The organism is Thermobispora bispora DSM 43833, from assembly GCF_000092645.1.
In the GTDB taxonomy this organism is placed as follows: Bacteria; Actinomycetota; Actinomycetes; order Streptosporangiales; family Streptosporangiaceae; genus Thermobispora; species Thermobispora bispora.
In genome coordinates this window covers 834,503-852,505 of sequence record NC_014165.1, presented here as the reverse complement: position 1 = coordinate 852,505, position 18,003 = coordinate 834,503, and the positions used below count along the sequence as shown (strand labels likewise).

15 protein-coding genes and 1 pseudogene are annotated in these 18,003 nt (G+C 74.1%); 4 read left to right on the top strand and 12 right to left on the bottom strand.

The features are described 5' to 3' along the window. Nucleotides 1–5 precede the first annotated feature (5 nt). The gene (gene ahcY, locus TBIS_RS03815) at nucleotides 6–1,433 is read right to left on the bottom strand and encodes an adenosylhomocysteinase (RefSeq protein WP_013131020.1); all 1,428 of its coding nucleotides are present in this window, start codon (nucleotides 1,431–1,433) and stop codon (nucleotides 6–8) included. Nucleotides 1,434–1,588: 155 nt separating this feature from the next. Between ahcY and TBIS_RS03810 the strand changes: the two genes are divergently transcribed. Beyond that, a complete protein-coding gene (locus TBIS_RS03810; protein ID WP_013131019.1) occupies nucleotides 1,589–1,921 on the top strand; it encodes a MerR family transcriptional regulator in 333 nt (110 codons plus the stop codon). Nucleotides 1,922–2,062: 141 nt separating this feature from the next. Here the strand turns inward: TBIS_RS03810 and TBIS_RS20205 are convergent. From TBIS_RS20205 to TBIS_RS03785, 7 genes and pseudogenes are all read right to left on the bottom strand, one after another. Further along, nucleotides 2,063–2,302 (bottom strand): annotated as a pseudogene (locus tag TBIS_RS20205) (Ig-like domain-containing domain); the annotation flags it as partial. A 329-nt stretch (nucleotides 2,303–2,631) separates the two neighbouring features. After that, nucleotides 2,632–3,483 (bottom strand): DUF4429 domain-containing protein, encoded by an 852-nt coding sequence (locus tag TBIS_RS03805; RefSeq protein ID WP_013131018.1) that lies wholly within the window; start codon nucleotides 3,481–3,483, stop codon nucleotides 2,632–2,634. A 12-nt stretch (nucleotides 3,484–3,495) separates the two neighbouring features. Next, nucleotides 3,496–4,455, bottom strand: coding sequence for a cation diffusion facilitator family transporter (locus tag TBIS_RS03800; protein WP_013131017.1), 960 nt, complete (start codon nucleotides 4,453–4,455; stop codon nucleotides 3,496–3,498). A 31-nt stretch (nucleotides 4,456–4,486) separates the two neighbouring features. Then, complete coding sequence (locus TBIS_RS03795) at nucleotides 4,487–5,620, bottom strand: SIS domain-containing protein (protein ID WP_013131016.1); 1,134 nt, start codon at nucleotides 5,618–5,620, stop codon at nucleotides 4,487–4,489. Then, complete coding sequence (locus tag TBIS_RS18490; protein WP_013131015.1) at nucleotides 5,617–5,790, bottom strand: Trm112 family protein; 174 nt, start codon at nucleotides 5,788–5,790, stop codon at nucleotides 5,617–5,619. Before TBIS_RS18490 ends, TBIS_RS03795 begins: the two co-directional genes overlap by 4 nt. 5 nt (nucleotides 5,791–5,795) lie before the next feature. After that, nucleotides 5,796–7,151: a phosphomannomutase/phosphoglucomutase gene (locus TBIS_RS03790; RefSeq protein WP_013131014.1), complete on the bottom strand. Its 1,356-nt coding sequence runs from the start codon at nucleotides 7,149–7,151 to the stop codon at nucleotides 5,796–5,798. Nucleotides 7,152–7,247: 96 nt separating this feature from the next. Then, on the bottom strand, nucleotides 7,248–7,619 hold the full coding sequence (locus TBIS_RS03785; RefSeq protein ID WP_041431161.1) for a DUF3499 domain-containing protein: 372 nt from the start codon (nucleotides 7,617–7,619) through the stop codon (nucleotides 7,248–7,250). Nucleotides 7,620–7,784: 165 nt separating this feature from the next. On the opposite strand from TBIS_RS03785, the gene TBIS_RS03780 reads away from it, so the two are divergent. After that, the gene (locus TBIS_RS03780) at nucleotides 7,785–8,246 is read left to right on the top strand and encodes a metallopeptidase family protein (protein WP_013131012.1); all 462 of its coding nucleotides are present in this window, start codon (nucleotides 7,785–7,787) and stop codon (nucleotides 8,244–8,246) included. A gap of 105 nt (nucleotides 8,247–8,351) precedes the next feature. Here the strand turns inward: TBIS_RS03780 and TBIS_RS03775 are convergent, their stop codons facing one another. From TBIS_RS03775 to TBIS_RS03760, 4 genes are all read right to left on the bottom strand, one after another. Then, a complete protein-coding gene (locus tag TBIS_RS03775) occupies nucleotides 8,352–9,821 on the bottom strand; it encodes a DUF5719 family protein (RefSeq protein ID WP_013131011.1) in 1,470 nt (489 codons plus the stop codon). Beyond that, the gene (locus TBIS_RS03770; protein ID WP_013131010.1) at nucleotides 9,818–12,811 is read right to left on the bottom strand and encodes a glycosyltransferase family 2 protein; all 2,994 of its coding nucleotides are present in this window, start codon (nucleotides 12,809–12,811) and stop codon (nucleotides 9,818–9,820) included. Before TBIS_RS03770 ends, TBIS_RS03775 begins: the two co-directional genes overlap by 4 nt. Before the next feature lie 109 nt (nucleotides 12,812–12,920). Next, the gene (locus TBIS_RS18485; RefSeq protein ID WP_013131009.1) at nucleotides 12,921–13,178 is read right to left on the bottom strand and encodes a WhiB family transcriptional regulator; all 258 of its coding nucleotides are present in this window, start codon (nucleotides 13,176–13,178) and stop codon (nucleotides 12,921–12,923) included. A gap of 207 nt (nucleotides 13,179–13,385) precedes the next feature. Next, a complete protein-coding gene (locus TBIS_RS03760; RefSeq protein ID WP_013131008.1) occupies nucleotides 13,386–15,173 on the bottom strand; it encodes a hypothetical protein in 1,788 nt (595 codons plus the stop codon). Between the two features lie 246 nt (nucleotides 15,174–15,419). Between TBIS_RS03760 and cofD the strand changes: the two genes are divergently transcribed. Together cofD and TBIS_RS03750 are read left to right on the top strand one after the other, a co-directional pair. After that, nucleotides 15,420–16,403, top strand: a complete 984-nt coding sequence (gene cofD / locus TBIS_RS03755; RefSeq protein WP_013131007.1) for a 2-phospho-L-lactate transferase — start codon at nucleotides 15,420–15,422, stop codon at nucleotides 16,401–16,403. Further along, nucleotides 16,400–17,683, top strand: coding sequence for a coenzyme F420-0:L-glutamate ligase (locus TBIS_RS03750; protein WP_013131006.1), 1,284 nt, complete (start codon nucleotides 16,400–16,402; stop codon nucleotides 17,681–17,683). The genes cofD and TBIS_RS03750 overlap by 4 nt, the downstream gene beginning before the upstream one ends. Nucleotides 17,684–18,003 lie beyond the last annotated feature (320 nt).

Below are 18,003 nucleotides of genomic sequence, written 5' to 3'. Positions count from 1 at the left end.
GCCGCTCAGTAGCGGTAGTGCTCGGGCTTGTACGGCCCCTCGACATCGACACCGATGTACTCGGCCTGCTCCTTGGTGAGCTTGGTCAGCTTGACGCCGAGCGCGTCGAGGTGCAGCCGGGCGACCTTCTCGTCGAGGATCTTCGGCAGCCGGTACACCCCGATCGGGTAGTCCTCGGTCTTGGTGAACAGCTCGATCTGGGCGATCACCTGGTTGGTGAACGAGTTCGACATCACGAACGACGGGTGGCCGGTGGCGCAGCCCAGGTTCATCAGCCGGCCCTCGGCGAGCACGATCACCGAGTGCCCGTCGGGGAAGATCCACTCGTGGACCTGGGGCTTGATCTCCTGCTTCTTGATGCCGGGGATCCGGGCCAGGCCCGCCATGTCGATCTCGTTGTCGAAGTGCCCGATGTTCGCGACGATCGCCTGGTGCTTCATCCGGGCCATGTGCTCGGCGGTGATGACGCCGCAGCACCCGGTGGCGGTGATGAAGATGTCGGCGGTCTCCACCACGTCTTCGACGGTGGTGACCTGGAAGCCGTCCATCGCCGCCTGGAGCGCGCAGATCGGGTCGATCTCGGTGACGATCACGCGGGCGCCCTGGCCGCGCAGCGCCTGGGCGCAGCCCTTGCCCACGTCGCCGTAGCCGCAGACCACGGCGACCTTCCCGCCGATCAGCACGTCGGTGGCCCGGTTGAGGCCGTCGATCACCGAGTGGCGGCAGCCGTACTTGTTGTCGAACTTCGACTTGGTCACCGAGTCGTTGACGTTGATCGCCGGGAAGAGCAGCCGGCCGCTCTTCTCCAGCTCGTAGAGCCGGTGGACCCCGGTCGTGGTCTCCTCGGTGACGCCCTTGATCTGCCGGGCGAGCTCGGACCAGCGGATGTCCTTGCCGACGCACCGGCGGAGCGTGTCGAGGACGATCTTCCACTCCTCGGAGTCGTCCTCGCTCGGCTGCGGTACGGCGCCGGCCCGCTCGAACTCCACGGCCTTGTGCACGAAGAGGGTGGCGTCACCGCCGTCGTCGAGGATCATGTTGGGGCCGGAGCCGTCCGGCCACCGGAAGATCTGCTCGATGCACCACCAGTACTCCTCGAGCGTCTCGCCCTTCCAGGCGAAGACCGGGACGCCCTGGGGGTTGTCCGGGGTGCCGTTCGGCCCGACCACGACCGCGGCGGCGGCGTGGTCCTGCGTGGAGAAGATGTTGCAGCTCGCCCAGCGGACCTCGGCGCCGAGCTCGACCAGCGTCTCGATGAGCACGGCGGTCTGCACGGTCATGTGCAGCGAGCCCGCGATCTTGGCGCCCTTGAGCGGCTTCGCCGCCGCGTACTCCCTACGGGTCGCCATGAGGCCCGGCATCTCGTGCTCGGCTAGGCGGATCTCCTTGCGGCCGAATTCCGCAAGGGACAGGTCGGCGACCTTGAAGTCCATCGGTTCCCAATCCCTCCGTTGTCCGTCCCGTGCGAGTCTAGGCTTCCCGGCCGGCGGGACGCATGCCGCGATGGACGAATCTGACAGGGATTTGTTAATTTCACCGGCAGATGGCCGGATATTCCGTAGGTCCGGCCTCTTCGGTGGAGGGATCGATGCGGATCACGGAGGCGGCCAGGCGGCTCGGGGTCTCGCCCCGCATGCTCCGCTACCGGGAGTCGCTCGGGCTGCTGCCGGCGACGCGCGGCCGGGGAACGCACCGGCGGTACGGCGAGGAGGAGCTGGCCGCGGTCCGCCAGGCCATGGAGCTGGAGCGCCGGTTCGGCGTCTCCCCCGCGGAGCTCGCGTTCGCCCTCCGCACGCTCGCCGATCCCGCGGTCGGCCAGGCCGTACGGGATCTCGGGGTACGGCTCGGCCGGATCCCCGCCCCGCGGCGGGCGCTCGACTTCGAGAAGGAGAAGGCCATGCGCCTGCTCGGGGCAGGGTGATCCCCGGGCGTGAACGTGCCGTCGAACGGTCGCCGCCCCGCGCCGCGCCACGGAACCGCGGTCACGGCGACCGGAGCCCTCATCCGGACCCGGGTCGTGAACGACCACACGTAAGGGTCTCCAGCCCCCGTTGCCTTCCTCGTCGTACCCGCCGGTCGCCTCGACCGTGTACCGGCATCCCGCCGCGAGGTCCCGGCTCCGCTCGGAGAACAGGACCGTTCGCTCCTCGCCGAGGTACGCCTTCCCGGGGACGGGGGTGCCCGCCTGGTCCTTCAGCGTCATCTCGGGCTCCCATATGGGTTCGCTGAAGGTCACGGATATCCGGGTGCCGGTCGGGACGCCGGTGGCGTCCCGCCCCGGCCGAGTGTCCACGACCGCCGGCGGGGCCGTGTCGTCGGAAGCTCCTCCGGATCCGGGGTCACGTCCGTGGGCTCTCCCGGGAGCGCCTCCAGGTGCTCGGGGCCGATCTCATACCCGGCCGCGGGAGCGCCCTCGAGCTCCTCGGCCTGCTCGGGCGTGATCGGCGGGGCTGCGGCCCGGCGGGGATCGGTCCGCATGGCGAGCGCTTCGGCGTACGCCGGCCGGCCCCCGGGAGCCTCATCGGCTTCGAAGGAGACTAGGACCTCACGGGCCGGTTCGGCGTCGCCGGAGGGCGGCGGCTGGAGCGGACGGCCCTCGCCGTCCGTACCGTCGCGGCACAATCGCTCGGCTCAGGCCTCCTCTGCGGCCTCCCGGAGGACCAGCCGCTTGGCCATCTGGAACTCCTCATCGGTGAGCGCGCCCGACCGGTGGAGCTCGGCGAGCCGGACGAGCCGGGTCACCAGGTCCTCCTTCCCGCCGCCCGTCCCCTCGGGCAATGCCGGCGGCGCCGTACGGCCGCGCAGCCGGGCGTAGACCGCGGCGGCGACGAGCACCGTGGTGCCGCCGTAGCGCTGGATCCCCCAGGCGACGCAGTGCGGGTCCTCCTCCGGCGCCGCGGTGGCCCTGGCACTCCGGACCCGGAAGCGGAGGCTGCCGTACCCGAGCCCGGTCATCGGGGTCCACACCACCCCGGTGAGCTCGGAGAGCGAGAACTCCTGGGGCCCGACCGCCCGCTTGGCGGTCCTGGCGAACGAGTTCCACTCGATGCGGATCACATCGCCGTCGAAGGTCACGGTGCCGTCGCCCGCCGACGCGGTGATCGGCACGTCCGGTCCGGGGAGAAGGAACTCGTCGCAGGGCCCGGCCGGCACCTGCGCCAGCCGGAGCATGTCGCGGATCTCGTCCGCGAGGTACTCGGCGACCCCGGTGCTCTCCCGAGGGACCGCCAGCCGGTAGGGGTCGGCGGCGCCGGTCAGCCCGCCACGTGCGACGTCGGTCAGCGGGTCCGCGCCCCGGCGCAGCCAGACCCGCAGGTGGCCGCCCTTGCGCGCAGGCTCGAACGCCGCGCCGGCGATCGCCGCCAGAGGGATCTCCAGCCCGCCGACCGCCCGGCGCACCTCGTGCGCGCCGCCGCCGGGGACGATCCGCAGCACGTCCCCGTCGAAGCTCCACGAACCGTCCGGGACGGAGATCTCGGCCATGCCGCCCTCCCGCTACGCCCGCCGCTGGTCCTCGTGGGCGGCGCCGGGCTCCGGCGTGGTCGCGGCGGGGTACAGGTCGGGCTCGACGTAGATGACCCTCGCGATCGGCACGGTCGCGCGGATGCGCTCCTCCGCGGCGTTGATCCCCTTGGCGATCTCCGCCGCGGTGTCGTCGTGGTGCACCGCGATCTTGGCGGCGACCAGCAGCTCCTCGGGGCCGAGGTGCAGGGTGCGCAGGTGGATGACCCTGTCGATCTCGGGGGTCTCCTCGAGCGCCCGGATGATCCGCTCCTCGATCTCCGGGGCGGCGCTCTCCCCGATCAGCAGGGACTTGGTCTCGATGGCGAGCACCACCGCGATGACCGCGAGCAGGAGGCCGATCACGAGGCTGCCCACCCCGTCCCAGACGCCGTTGCCGGTGATCGCGGCGATGGTCACGCAGACCAGGGCGATGACGAGGCCGAGCAGCGCGCCCAGGTCCTCCAGGAGCACCACGGGGAGCTCCGGGGCCTTGGCCCGGCGGATGAAGGAGAACCAGGAGTGGTCGCCCTTCACCTCGCGGGTCTCCCGCATCGCGGTCCGGAACGAGAACGCCTCGGCCGCCACGGCGAAGACGAGCACGCCGAGCGCCCACTGCGGCGACTCGACCGGATGCGGATCCGTGATCTTGTGCCAGCCCTCGTAGAGCGAGAAGAGGGCGCCGATGGTGAAGAGCACCACCGCCACCACGAAGGCGTAGAAGTATCGCTCCCGGCCGTACCCGAACGGGTGCTCCCGGGTCCTCCGGCGCTGGGCCCGCTTCTGGCCCACGATCAGGAGCGCCTGGTTACCGGAGTCCGCTACCGAGTGGGCGGACTCGGCGAGCATGGAGGAGGACCCGGTGGCGAGGAACGCCACGAACTTCCCGGCCGCGATCGCCAAGTTCGCCAGCAGGGCGGCGATGATCGCCTTGGTACCACCACTCGCACTCACGCGGACTCCTCAAGGATCGGCCAAGCCGATCCTAGTGCGCTCCGAGCTCCGCGAGCGCGGCGATCCGGGAAGGATCCCGGCCATAGCCCAGGGCGAGGTAAACCCCGGCATAGTCGCTCAAACCAATCAGGGAGGCGAGCCGCTCCAGCGGGTGAGCGCCCTCGGCGGAGATCTCGGACACCGGCACGCCGCGGTCCTCGGCGAGCCGGGCCACCGCCTCCCGCCGCTCGGCGACCAGCGGGTGCTCCTCGGTGTCGCGGAACAGGAACAGCCGCGGGCGCGGCGGGCCGCCCTCCTCGCCGAACGGGTCGGCGTCGATCGGCTGCGCGCCGAAGGGGCCGTTGAACAGGCCGATCTGCTCGTGCCCGGCCTCGAGGATCTCGCCCACCAGCGCCGGGTAGCCCGCGCACCGGTGCAGCCGGCAGGCCAGCGAGCGGGCCGCCACCCGGGCGAGCGGCGAGCACCCCCAGAGCAGGGGCAGCCGGTCCGCGAGCTCCATGGCGAACGACTTGCCGGGGTTGAGGAACGACTCGCTCGACGGCCGGCACCGGAACGCGATGTCCTCCAGGCGCGCGGCCACCGCCTCGGCCACGGCCTCGCCCATCTCGGCGATGCGCAACGCCCCCGCGGCGACGATCAGCGGGACGGCCAGCTCCCACAGCGTCGGCCGGTGCCCCTGCGCGACCGCCACGTACGGCCCGCCGGCGCGGGCCACCGCCTCCCGGAGCGGGGAGTCCTCGGGCCCCACCCCGAGGAGCACGCAGCCGCGCCGGACCGCGTCGGCGGCCACGGCGAGCGCCTCCTCGGACCGGGCGGATCCGGCGGTCACCGCGACCAGGTCGGCCGCGCCCACCCAGCCGGGGAGCAGGTGCCGGCGGACGGTGAGGATCGGCACCGGGCAGCCGCGCCCGCACACCGCCTCCAGCGCCTCGCCGGCGACCCCCGCGACCCCCATCCCGGCGACCACGATCGCGCGGGGCCTGCCGTACTCGGCGATCCGCGGCACGCCGGCCTCGAGGGCCGCCCGGAACGCCACGCGCACCTGTGCCGCCGACGAGGCGACCGTCCGCAACGCCCCCGAGGAGTCGCACTCCTCCAGGAAGGACGGGTCGTCGAGCCGATCCGGGTCGAACCGGTCCTCGGGCGCCCCGGCGGCGCCGCTCATGCCCGGCGCGCCTCGTCGACGAGGAGCACGGGGATGTCGTCCCGCACCGGGTAGATCAGCCCGCACGTCTCCGAGGTGCAGGCCAGCTCATCGGCGTCGGTGGCCGCGCGGAGCGGGGACTTGCATGCCGGGCAGACCAGGATGTCCAGCAGCCAGTCGTCGATCTTCAACCTTCTCAGCTCCTTACCACAGCGAGCACTTCATCCCGCACGGCGGCCATCGTCCGCTCGTCGGCCGCCTCGGCGTTGAGCCGGAGCAACGGCTCGGTGTTGGACGGCCGCAGGTTGAACCACCAGCCGGGCCCGTTCACGGTGAGGCCGTCGAGCTCGTCGAAGGTGACGCCCTCGCGGCCCTCGAAGGCGGCGCGCACCTTGGCGAGCGCGGCCGCCTGATCGGCCACCCGGCTGTTGATCTCGCCCGAGGCGACGTACCGCGTGTACCGCGCCAGCAGCTCGGACAGCGGGCGGTCCTGCTCGCCGAGCGCGGCGAGCACGTGCAGCGCGGCCAGCATGCCGGAATCGGCGTACCAGAAGTCCCGGAAGTAGTAGTGGGCGGAGTGCTCGCCCCCGAACACCGCACCGGTGCGGGCCATCTCCGCCTTGATGAACGAGTGGCCGACCCGCGAGCGCACCGGGACGCCGCCGTGCTCGGCGATGATCTCGGGGACGCTCTTCGACGTGATCAGGTTGTGGATGATCGTGGCGCCCGGGTGCCGGGCGAGCTCCCGCACCGCCACGAGCGCGGTGATCGTGGACGGCGAGACCGACTCGCCCCGCTCGTCGATCACCCAGCACCGGTCGGCGTCGCCGTCGAAGGCGAGCCCGATGTCGGCGCCGTGCTCGATGACGGCCTTCTGCAGGTCGCGCAGGTTCTCCGGCTCGATCGGGTTGGCCTCGTGGTTGGGGAACGTCCCGTCGAGCTCGAAGTAGAGCGGGACCAGGTCGATCGGCAGGCCCTTGAAGACCGCGGGGACGGTGTAGCCGGCCATGCCGTTGCCCGCGTCGACGACGACCTTGAGCCGCCGGATGCCCGAGAGGTCGACCAGGGTCTTCAGGTGGGCGGCGTACCCCTCGAGCAGGTCGCGCTCGACCACCCGGCCGGCGCCGGGGGTGCCCCCGATGCCGGTCTCCAGGAGCCGGGCGGCCCGGTCACGGATCTCGAGCAGACCGGTGTCGGTGCCGATGGGAGCCGCTCCGGCGCGGCACATCTTCATGCCGTTGTACCGGGCCGGGTTGTGGCTCGCCGTGAACATCACACCGGGCAGGCCGAGGCTGCCGCTGGCGTAGTACAGCAGGTCGGTGGAGCCGAGGCCCGCGTTGATCACCTCGGCGCCGCGGGATGCCGCCCCGCGGGCGAACGCGCGGGCGAGCGGGGCGGATGAGACCCGCATGTCATGCGCCATCACCACCGACTTCGCGCCGATCACTTCGACGAACGCCGCGCCGACGGCCTCTGCGATCTCCTCGTTCAGCTCGTCCGGCACGACGCCGCGCACGTCGTATGCCTTGAAGATCTTGGTGAGGTCGGCCACTGCAGCCCCTAACGGTCATGTGCCTTCGCACACGAGCCTATAGGCCCTCGGTGGCTCGCCTCGCGGAGGCTCGGGAACCACCGAGGGCGGGTCGGGTCAGCGATCGCGCCCGTGGGGTTGCGGCACCGACTTGAGCACGCGCAGGTGGCGGCGCCGGCCGACCTCGATCGCCTCGCCCACCGGCTCGGCCGGGGGCCGTGCCGGTCGCGCGGCCTCGCGCACCGCGTTCGCCAGGGCCTCCAGGTCGTCCCCGCTGGGCGTGGAGGGACCCGCCGGGAGGCGGACCACCTCCCAGCCCTTCGGCGCTGTGAGTCGCTCCGCGTGCTCGGCGCACAGGTCGTAGCAGTGCGGTTCGACGTACGTCGCCAGTGGGCCGAGCACCGCGGTGGAGTCGGCGTAGACATACGTGAGTGTGAATACGGCAGGCTGCCTACAGGCGGTTCGTGAACAGCTGCGGACGGGGCTCACGGTGGGAACGTATCCCGTCTGCGCGCGTATTGCCACCACCCCCGGCCCTCTTATCGAGCGTGTCGCCACAATGCGGCCATCTCCTACGTTTCTCAACGCTGATCGCGAAGCAGGACACAAGCGCGGGATCCTCCATCCGGGCGTGGCACGCTCTAAGCTGGCCTCGTGAGCGATCGGAGCAGAAGACCCAGGCCCGGGCGGCTGCGCCGGCGCGACCGGCACGGCCGGGGTCTGCGCGGTCCTCTGGCGCCCTCCCACATCCCGATCGCCAAGTCACGGGCGGAGCGCTTCGACGACCTGGTGCTCGACGCCGTGGACCGGCTCAGGCCCCGGTGGGGCCGGCAGCTCGCGTCCGTCGAGTTCGCCGTGGAGGAGGTCCCGCCGCCGAGCGAGCTGGTCGACGGCCCGGCGCGGCTGTCGTCCGACCCGGTCCCGTTCGGCAGGGCGGAGCCGGCGAGCGCCACGCAGCCGGCGACCGTGATCGTCTACCGGCGGCCGCTGGAGATCAGGGCCCGCGACCACGAGCAGCTCAGCGCCCTGGTCTTCGACGTCGTCGTCGAGCAGGTGGCCAACCTCCTCGGCCTCGCGCCCGAGACGATCGACCCCGGCTACGACGAACGGCACTGAGCGTTCTGCGGGCGCGGCGGGCCCGCGCCACGGCCGGCGCGGCCGCGCACCGGGTCGCCCGGCACCCGCGGGCCGGGCGGGCACGGCCACCGCGCGCGGGTACGGCTACCGCACCACCACGCTCGGCGAGTCCACCGCGGGCGGGACGAGCACCGAGGTCCGCGCCACGGCCAGCGGCTGCACGGTGATCATCAGACCCTGCGGGTCCGGCTCCTGGAGGACCCGGCCCCCGTAGACCGGGCCGGAGCCGCGCTGCGGCTGGACCACGACGCTGAACCCGGTCTTGAGCCCGGCGGGCGGGACCAGGTCGACCTCGGTGGTCCGGGCGGCCGGGATCCGCACGGTGATCGGCCGCGGCGCCGGTCCCTCCTTCGGCACCAGCCGGACCGTCACCGTCGCCCCCCGGAAGGGGGCCGAGAGCACCAGGCGCGCGCTCTGGGCGCTGCTCGCCCGGCCGTCGGCGACGACGCTCCCGATGTCGATGGGCGTGGCGCCCGCGGTGAAGGCCACGTCCTGGCCGGCCCCGCCGATCCCGGTGATCTTCATGCCCGCGACGATCGGCGTCTCGGACTCGAGCACGAGCGCGGCCGCCTGCCCGCCGATGCCCGTGGTAAGGTCGAGGGTCGCGGCCGACTCGGCCGGGACCTCGAGGGACTCCTTGTTCCGCAGCGCGTAGGAGCCGTCCTTGAGCACCGCCTTCACCCGGACCACGGTGCTCTGCCCGCCCGGGGCCGCCACGTAGAGCTCGCGCTGGCCCGCGGTGCTCGGGATCCCGGGGACGACCACCCGGGTGGACGGCGGGGCCGCGGCCGGCAGCCAGTCCACGCCCTGCCCGTTCGGGAACACGGCCTTCACCGCGGCGGCGACCCGGCCGCTGGTCGTGCTCACCCGCAGGGCCATGATGAGCGGGGTCGGCGCCAGGTCGCGGAGCCGGATGGCTCGGTGCCGGCCCGGCTGGAGGATCAGGCTGCTGTCCCGGTCGCTGAGCACCGGCCCCTCGCCGGAGTAGATCGACAGGACGACGTGGGCGGGCGCCGAGTCGATGTTGGCGAGGTAGAGCAGGACGTTCGCCGCCGCCGGGCCGGGGCCGATGAACCACGCCTCGGAGCCGGGCTCGGTGCAGCGCACCCCGGCGAGCCCGCGCTGCGGCCCGCTCGTCTCCCGCGTGGTCTGGGCGGTCTCCAGCCCGGGCGCCATGGAGCCGGTGGCGGCGACGGCGACCGGGCCGAGGGCCGCGGGCACGGTGCGCTGCCACAGCACGCCCGGCCGCTCGACGGTGGCGAGCGTCCCGGCCGCGCGCTTCCCGCGGCTCCCGCCGTCCTCCCGGGCCGCCCGCACCGGGGTGAGCACGGCCTTCCCGGCCTCCCGGCCACCGGACGGGGTGATCACGCTGAGCCGACCGCCTCCGGGGTCCGGGCAGACCGCGGAGACCGCCTGCACCGGCGCCCGTACGGCCCGCGCGGCCGCCTGGGACGGAGGCGCCGGCCGGGTGACGTGGGCGACGCCGTACACCGCGGCGAGCGCGACCAGCACGAGGCAGAGCAGGCCGAAACGGTTCTCGATCAGAGCCTTCATGCGCGCACCTCGCGGTCATCCGGCACCCACTCCCCCGGCGCCCGCACCGGGTGCGCCCGCGCCCGCGGCGGGTGCGCGTACCGCCGCGGCGGTCCCGCCCGGTCCGGCACCGGCCCGTCCCGGTCCTCCCGCACCGGTTCCGACCGGTCCCGCGCCGGGGGCCGCGCCGTGGCGGCGCGGGCGTCCGGCTCCGGCTCGCCGTACTCGTCCTCCGGCTCGGCCTTCCGGCCGGGCGAGGCGAGGATGAGCACGAGCGCGAGCAGCCCGGCCTGGGCCCACAGCCAGATCCGGTGCAGGGTGTCCGCCCCCTCGGGCGGACGGGGGACGGTCACCGGCTCGGCCATCCGCCACAGCCCGCCGGCCGGGGAGAGGCTCATCCGGACCAGCCCGGGTTCGGAGTCGAGCGCCCGGGTGAGGGCCGGGTCGACCGGGCCGGGGGCCGCGACGAACCGGATGCCGAAGGAGGCGAGGGTCTGCAGGTAGCCGCCGCCCCGGCCGGAGGCGAGCCCGGCGACCGCCTCGCCGAGCCTCCGCCGGGCGTCCTCGGCGGGCTTGAGCTCGGACTCGCCGATCAGCGGCGCCCGGCCGCGGAGCACCGTGTGGCGGACCACGCCGTCCGTCATCCGGAGCACGAGCGTGCCCTCGCCGTTCGGCGAGCCGACCGCGGCGAGCACCGGCATGGGGTCGGGCACGCCGCGCTTGAGCGGGCCGTCGGCGCCCTGTGCCACCCACACGGCGGCCGCGGCGACCGGGGTGGCGAAGGCGGCCACCGCGATGGCCCCGGCGGCGGCCCGCCGCCACCCGCCGGCCGCCCGGAACTCGGCGAGCCGCGGCGCCTGGTGCGCGGCCGCCATGAGCAGGCCGGTCGCGGCGAAGGCCAGCGGCACGCCCGGCCAGGCGGCCACGCTCTGGCCGTCCCCCACGCCGACCGGCACCCGGCTGACCACCGTGGCGACGAGCACGCCGAAGAGCATGACCCCCCAGCCGATCGCGGTGACCATCCGCTGCCTGCGGAGGAGCAGCGCGCCGAGGGCGACGGCGACCAGGCCGGCGGTGACCCAGACCGGCGGCACACCGGGCCCGCCGGGGCTCAGCAGCAGGAGCGACTCGGGGGTGAGGCGCGGATCGGCGAGGGGGACGTCGTGCAGGCCGGCCTCGAGGAGCAGGCGGCCCGGGTCCTTGGCGACCTCCACGAGCCACGGGAGGAGCAGCACGACCGGGGTGCCGAGGCCGATCAGGAGCGAGCGGCCGGCGCCCCGCCGCAGGCCGACGAAGGAGACGGCCGCGAGCACGCCGAGGACCGCCACGAGCACGTAGACCAGCGGCACGAAGGCCGTGCCGACCGCGAGGAGCAGGCCGAACCCCCACGCGGCCCGGCGGGAACCGGCGACCACCCGGGTGGCGAGCGCGGCGTAGACCGGGAGGAGCACGAGGACGACCGCGGTGCCGAGCCGCCCGCTCGCCACGGCGCCGGTCGCGACCGGCAGCAGCGCGTAGGTGGCGGCGAGCCAGACCCGAGCCGGCCGGTACGGGACGATCGCCTTGGTCGCGGCGTAGGCGGACAGCCCGGCGAGCGGCACGCACCCGAGCAGGAGCAGGTTCACCGCGAGCCACGGCTTGCCGAGGCAGAGCGTGGCGGCCGCGGCGAGCACCGCCACGTACGGCGGGGCCCAGGTGTCCGAGCCGAGCCCGGTCGTGTGGTGGCTCTCGGTGTAGAGGCGCCACAGGTCGGAGGCGCCCCCGGTCACCGGGACCAGGGCGCCGCCGCCGAGCAGGCCGCCGATGAGCAGCGCGCGCTCGGCCGCGAGGGTGACCGCGGTGAGCGCGAGGAAGAGCAGGACGCCGGGGTTGGTGAAGACGCGCTGGATCAGCCCGGTGTCGGTGAGCAGCTCCTCGCCCTCGCTCTGCTCGCGGTCGGCCGGGGTGGCGTGGTGCCGCCCGGCGGTCTCCACCGGCCCGCCGCCGGCGAGGAAGTTCTGCACGGTGTCGGCGAGGCGCCGGAACGCCTCCCCCGGCGGGGTGAGCAGCCGCTCGACCGGCGGGTGGCCGCGGGCCCGGTGCCGCCGCCGCGCCCGCCGGGCCCGGAGCAGCCGCCCGGGGCGGCCGAGGACCGAGCCGATCGCGGCGAGCTCGTCGAGCGCGTGCGCCGGTTGCTTGGCGAGCATGAACAGCACGGCCCGGAACACCGCCCCGGTGACGTTCCGCACGATGGAGCGCAGGAACGCCCCGCGGGGCAGGTTCGCCATGAGCACGAAGAGCGCGTGGCGCCGGTCGAGCCGGCGCGGGTGCTCGTCGGTGATGGCGATCCGCCGGCGCCGCCGGGTGGCGGCCTCGGCGTGCCAGGCGACGGCCGCGGTGACGTTGAGCACGCGGAACCCGGCGGCCCGGGCGCGCCAGCACAGGTCGATGTCGTCGCGGAAGAGCGGCAGGGCGGGATCGAGCCCGCCCAGCTCCTCCCACACGTCCCGGCGGATCAGCATGCCGGCCGTGGAGACGGCGAGGACGTCGTGGACGCCGTCGTGCTGGCCCTGGTCGTACTCCTTGGGTTCCAGGCCGGTGTCGCGCCGCCCCGAGCGGCTCATGGTGACGCCGACCTCGAGCAGCACCCGGCGGTCGACCCAGTCGCGGAGTTTCGGGCCGAGGATGGCGGCCTTAGGGTCCCGGTCCGCCGCCCGGAGCAGCTCCTGGAGCGCGTACTCGTCCGGGGCGCAGTCGTCGTGGAGCAGCCAGAGCCACTCCTGGCCGGAGGCCGGTGGAAGCCGGCGCACCACCTCGTGCACGGCCGCGCCGAACCCGGTGGTCCGGGAGAGCGTCAGCACGTTGCCGGGGCCGAGGGCCTCGGCCAGCAACCGGCCACTGCCGTCGGTGCTGCCGTTGTCGACCCCGGCGACGCGATCCGGCGGCCGGACCTGGCGCCGGAGCGCCGTCAACGTCTCAGTGAGCCAACGGGCGCCGTCGTGAGCGACGACGATCGCGGTGACCGAGTGCACGTCGAGTCCTAGCTGGGTGGTACGACTGAGCGCCGACCACAATACGGCACATAGGTCTCACTCGATCACACGCGACCGAGAATCATGGACGAACCAGGAACGTCTGGGATCAAACCGCCTGGCGCTTCAGCTTGCGGCGTTCCCGTTCGGACAGCCCACCCCAGATGCCGAACCGCTCATCGTTCTGCAGCGCATATTCGAGGCACTGCACGCGGACTTCACAAGAACGACAGACCTTCTTCGCTTCCCGGGTCGAGCCGCCTTTTTCAGGAAAGAACGCCTCGGGGTCGGTCTGAGCGCACAAAGCGCGCTCTTGCCAGTCGAGATTTTCACCACCGAGCGCATGTGCCATGACCAGATCGGTCATTGCACACCTCCCTGTCGCTCGCCCGCCCACATAGAGCCCCCCATAAAGCGCCTCACCTAAACCCACCCTCGGCAAGGCGTAACAACATGCCTGTAATTACACGCGTGTGACGCGTGTGGCGTCAAGCGGCATAGCGATACCCGGGGAAAGACCCGCTTGCCCCGGTTCGCAGCGCCAAGATCTTCGGTGCTATCAGCGATCGGAACCTTACCAAGGACGGTCTTGGCCGGTTCCCCGCCCTGGCTGATCACTGCCGGAATCTTCCCCATACTTTGCCTGCACGCCCTCGGGCGTATAGATCGCCGTCGGCTGGATCGGCTCGTCTTGATCCTTTGAATGCCGGTAGGCGACCGGATCCAGGCGCATGGTCTGCTCGGTCTGCTCGGCCGGCGCCGGGCGGTAGCCGTGATCGCCGTGCTGGTGGTGGCCGTGCGGGTCGTAGTACCCCGGCTGGTCCGGGGCGAGCGGGCCGGTGGGGCCGCCGGAGTACTCCGCGGACTGGTTGAGCTGCTGGTAGCTGCGCGCCTGCTCGTAGGCCTGGGCGAGCTGCTGCTCCCTCGGGTCGGCCGAGGCGGCCTCGTACGGCGACCGGCCGCCGGTGTCGGCGCCGGGGGGCGGGGTGGGCTGGGTGGAGTACCCGGAGTAGTCCCCCGGCCCGGGCATCCCGGCCGGGCCGTACGCCTGGCCCTGCTGCCCGCCCTGGTCGTACGGCCTGGGCTCCGCCGGCGCGAGGGCGGGGTGGCCGTAGGGACGGTCCTGGTGCGAGTGGCGGGCGTCGTAGGGGTCGGGCTGCGGTACGGCGTGGCCGTACTGGTCGGCCCCGGGGTACCCGGCCGGCTGCTGCGCGGCGGCCTGCGGCTGCCCGGCGGTGGGCTGGCCGGGCTCGATCCGCTGGCCGTACGGGTCCGCGCCGTGGGCGCCGGTGGGCTCGGCCGGGTAGCCGTGGCCCGCCGGGTACGGCGGCGGGGCGGAGGGGTACTGCGGCGCGGCAGGGAGGTCGTGCTGCGCCGGCGGCTGCTGGCCGTGGCCCTGGGGCTGCTCGGCCTGCCAGGGCTGCTGGGGCTGCCCGGGCTGGCCGCCCGGCCAGGGCTGGGCCGGCGCCGGGGACGGCTGGGCGTACTGGGTGCGCTCCGGGTCCCCCTGGTGCTGCTCGGCCCCGTACGGCTGCTCCGGGTGGGCCGGCGGCTGCGGGTACGGGCCACCGGTCGGGGCGGGAGCCGGCGGGTGCGCCATCGAGGCCTGCTGGGAGGCGTCGTACGGCACGGGGGCCTGGGACTCCCCGTACCCGGGAGCCGGCTGCTGCTGCTCGTACGGGACCGGGGCGGGCTGCTGGGGGTCCCCGTACGGCGCCTGGGCCGGCTGCTGCGGCTCGCCGTACGGCGCGCCGGCCTGCGGCTGGGCCGCGCCGCCGTACCCGGCCTGCTCCCCGTACGGCACCTGGGCGGGCTGCTGCGGGAAGCCGGGAGCGCCCTGCCCGTAGCCGTCGCCGTACCCCTGGGCGACCGGGTAGCCGGGGTGGGTGCCGGGGAAGGCGCCGAACTGCTGATCGCGGGCGGGGCGCAGCCGGTCGGCCTCCTTCCACGCGACGAGCGCGCCCAGGGCGGTGAGCGCGGCCCCGGGAAGGCCGGCGAGCAGGTCCTCGGCCCGGCCGCGGCCGGTGAGCCCGTCGCCGAGCAGCACCCCGAACAGGGCGATCACGCTGAACAGCAGGGCGATACCGAGCACGCCGGCCGCCCCGAGGGCGATCAGGCGGGCCCGGGGTGTCGCCGCACCGGCCCGGCCGGCGATCAGCACCGCCCCCACCGCCAGCGCCGTGTGCACCGCCGAGGTCAGGGTGGGCAGGGCGGTGGCGGCACGGCTGCCGAAGCCGAGGTGCGAGAACGCCTCCGGACCGATGAGCAGGCGGACGACGCCGACGATGACGCCGGTGGTCACCACGGCGAGCATGGTCCACGCGGCGGGCTCACGCAGCCTGTCGGTATCGACCTTGAGCACGACTTACCCCCAATGCCTCGATTGGCACCCGGGGCAGTTTTGCACATGTCTGACACTTGTGGTGGCAGACCAAAAAAGGTTACAAGTCGGCAAAGCACCCGCGACCTGCCGTATCCTGCGGTTTCCCGGATCCGGCCCGGGGTATTTGTGATCATTTTGTGCGCCCGGTACGCCCGCCCGCGGGGCCGGCCGCACCGGGGCCACCGGCGCGCGCCCGGCCGGCGGACCGGTGGAAGACTGTCAGACATGCGAATCGTGTCCCTTGCCGGAGGCATCGGAGGAGCCCGGTTCCTCCGTGGGCTCAAGGCGGCGGCCCCGGACGCCGAGATCACCGCGATCGTGAACACGGGCGACGACATCACCCTGTTCGGCCTCCGCATCTGCCCCGACCTCGACACCGTCATGTACACGCTCGGCGGCGGCATCAACGAGGAGCAGGGCTGGGGGCGGGCCGATGAGAGCTTCACGGTCAAGGAGGAGCTCGCGGCCTACGAGGTCGAGCCGCAGTGGTTCGGCCTGGGCGACCGGGACCTCGCCACGCACATCGTGCGCACGCAGATGCTCTCCGCCGGCTACCCGCTCTCCCAGGTGACGGAGGCGCTGTGCGCGCGGTGGCGGCCCGGCATCCGGCTGCTCCCCATGACGGACGACCGGGTCGAGACCCACGTGGTCATCTCCGATGACCAGGGCAGGCGGGCGATCCACTTCCAGGAGTGGTGGGTACGGCTGCGCGCCTCGGTCCCCGCCGAGCGGTTCGTGCTCGTCGGCGCGGACACCGCCAAGCCGGCGCCCGGGGTCCTCGAGGCGATCCACGACGCCGACGTGGTGATCCTCCCGCCGTCGAACCCGGTGGTGAGCATCGGGACGATCCTGCAGATCGCCGGCGTCCGGGAGGCGCTCGAGGCCAAGACCGTGGTCGGCGTCTCCCCCATCATCGGCGGCGCCCCGGTCCGGGGCATGGCCGACGCCTGCCTCGCCGCGATCGGCGTGGAGACGAGCGCCCAGGGCGTGCTGGAGCTGTACGGCAGCGCGCTGCTCGACGGGTGGCTCGTGGCCGAGGAGGACGCGGGCGTCGCGCTCGACGGCGTGGTGGTCGAGGCCCGGCCGCTCCTCATGACCTCCCTCGAGGCGGCGCGGGACATCGCCGCGGCCGCGCTCGACCTCGCCCGGTCGCTCCGGGAGAAGAAGGAGGCCGCCCGCGGCGCCGGCACAGGGCGGGGGTCGGCGTGACCGGGATCACCGTCACCGGCGTCCCCGGGCTGCCCGAGGTGCGCCCCGGGGACGACATCGCCGGCCTCATCGCGCGAGCCGTACCGGACCTGGCGGACGGCGACATCCTCGTCGTGACCTCCAAGATCGTGAGCAAGGCCGAGGGCCGGATCCGCCGGGCCGCGGACCGGACCGAGGCGATCAGGGAGGAGGCGGCCCGGGTCGTGGCCCGGCGCGGGACCACCGTGATCGCCGAGACCCGGCACGGCTTCGTCATGGCGGCCGCCGGGGTGGACGCCTCCAACTCCGCCCCCGGCACGGTCCTGCTGCTCCCCGAGGACCCGGACGGCTCGGCCCGCCGGATCCGCCGCGGGATCCGGGAGCGGCTGGGCCGGGAGGTCGGGGTGGTCATCTCCGACACCTTCGGCAGGCCGTGGCGGAACGGGCTCACCGACCTCGCGATCGGCGTCGCCGGCGTGCGGCCCCTCGACGACCTGCGCGGCCGGACGGACGGGTACGGCAACGAGCTCACCGCGACCGTCACCGCGCTCGCCGACGAGCTCGCCTCCGCCGGCGAGCTGGTCAAGGGCAAGCTCTCCGGCGTCCCCGTCGCCGTGGTCCGCGGGCTCGCCCACCTGGTCACCCCCGAGGACGGTCCGGGCGCCCGGGCCCTCATCCGCCCCGCCGCCCAGGACATGTTCCGGTACGGCTCGGCCGACGTCGTCTTCGCCCGCCGCACGATCCGCGAGTTCACCGACGAGCCGGTGGACCCGGCCGCGGTACGGCGGGCCGTGGCGGCCGCCGTCGCGGCCCCGGCGCCCCACCACACCACCCCGTGGCGGTTCGTCCTGCTGGAGACCCCGGAGTCCCGCACCGCGCTCCTCGACGCGATGCGGGAGGCCTGGATCGCGGACCTGCGCGCCGACGGGTTGCCGGAGGAGGCGATCGCGCGCCGGATCAAGCGGGGCGACGTGCTGCGCAAGGCCCCCTACCTCGCCGTCCCCTGCCTGGTGATGGACGGCGCGCACGCCTACCCGGACGAGCGCCGGCGCACGGCCGAGCGGGAGATGTTCGTGGTCGCCGCCGGCGCGGGGGTGCAGAACTTCCTCGTCCAGCTCGCGGTCGAGGGCCTCGGCTCGGCCTGGGTGTCGTCCACGATGTTCTGCCGCGGCGTGGTGCGGAAGGTGCTGGGCCTGCCGGAGGACTGGGACCCGATGGGCGCGGTCGCGATCGGCCACCCGGCCGCCCCGCCCAAGGACCGCCCGCCCCGGGACCCCGCCGCCTTCATCGTCACCCGGTGAGGACCGGGTTCATCGTGACCTGGTGAGAATCGGGCTCATCGTGACCCGTGAGGCTCGGTGCGGCCGCGGCTCACCGTGGCCCTCGCGCATCCCCGGGTTTCCGCATCCCGAGGGGGCGAACCGGCGGACCCGTGGCCCCGCGCCTCGGGACCCCGGCCCGCACCGGCGCGGCCGCACGTCCGGACGCCGCGGCGGGACCCCTGGGACCGTGGCCGCCGGCGGGACGCGGCCTGCCATGGGACGCATGGGCGCCGCGGCGAGACGGGTGAGCGGCGGGGCCGGGACCTCTGCCGCGGGGACGCGGCCCGCCCTGGACGCCC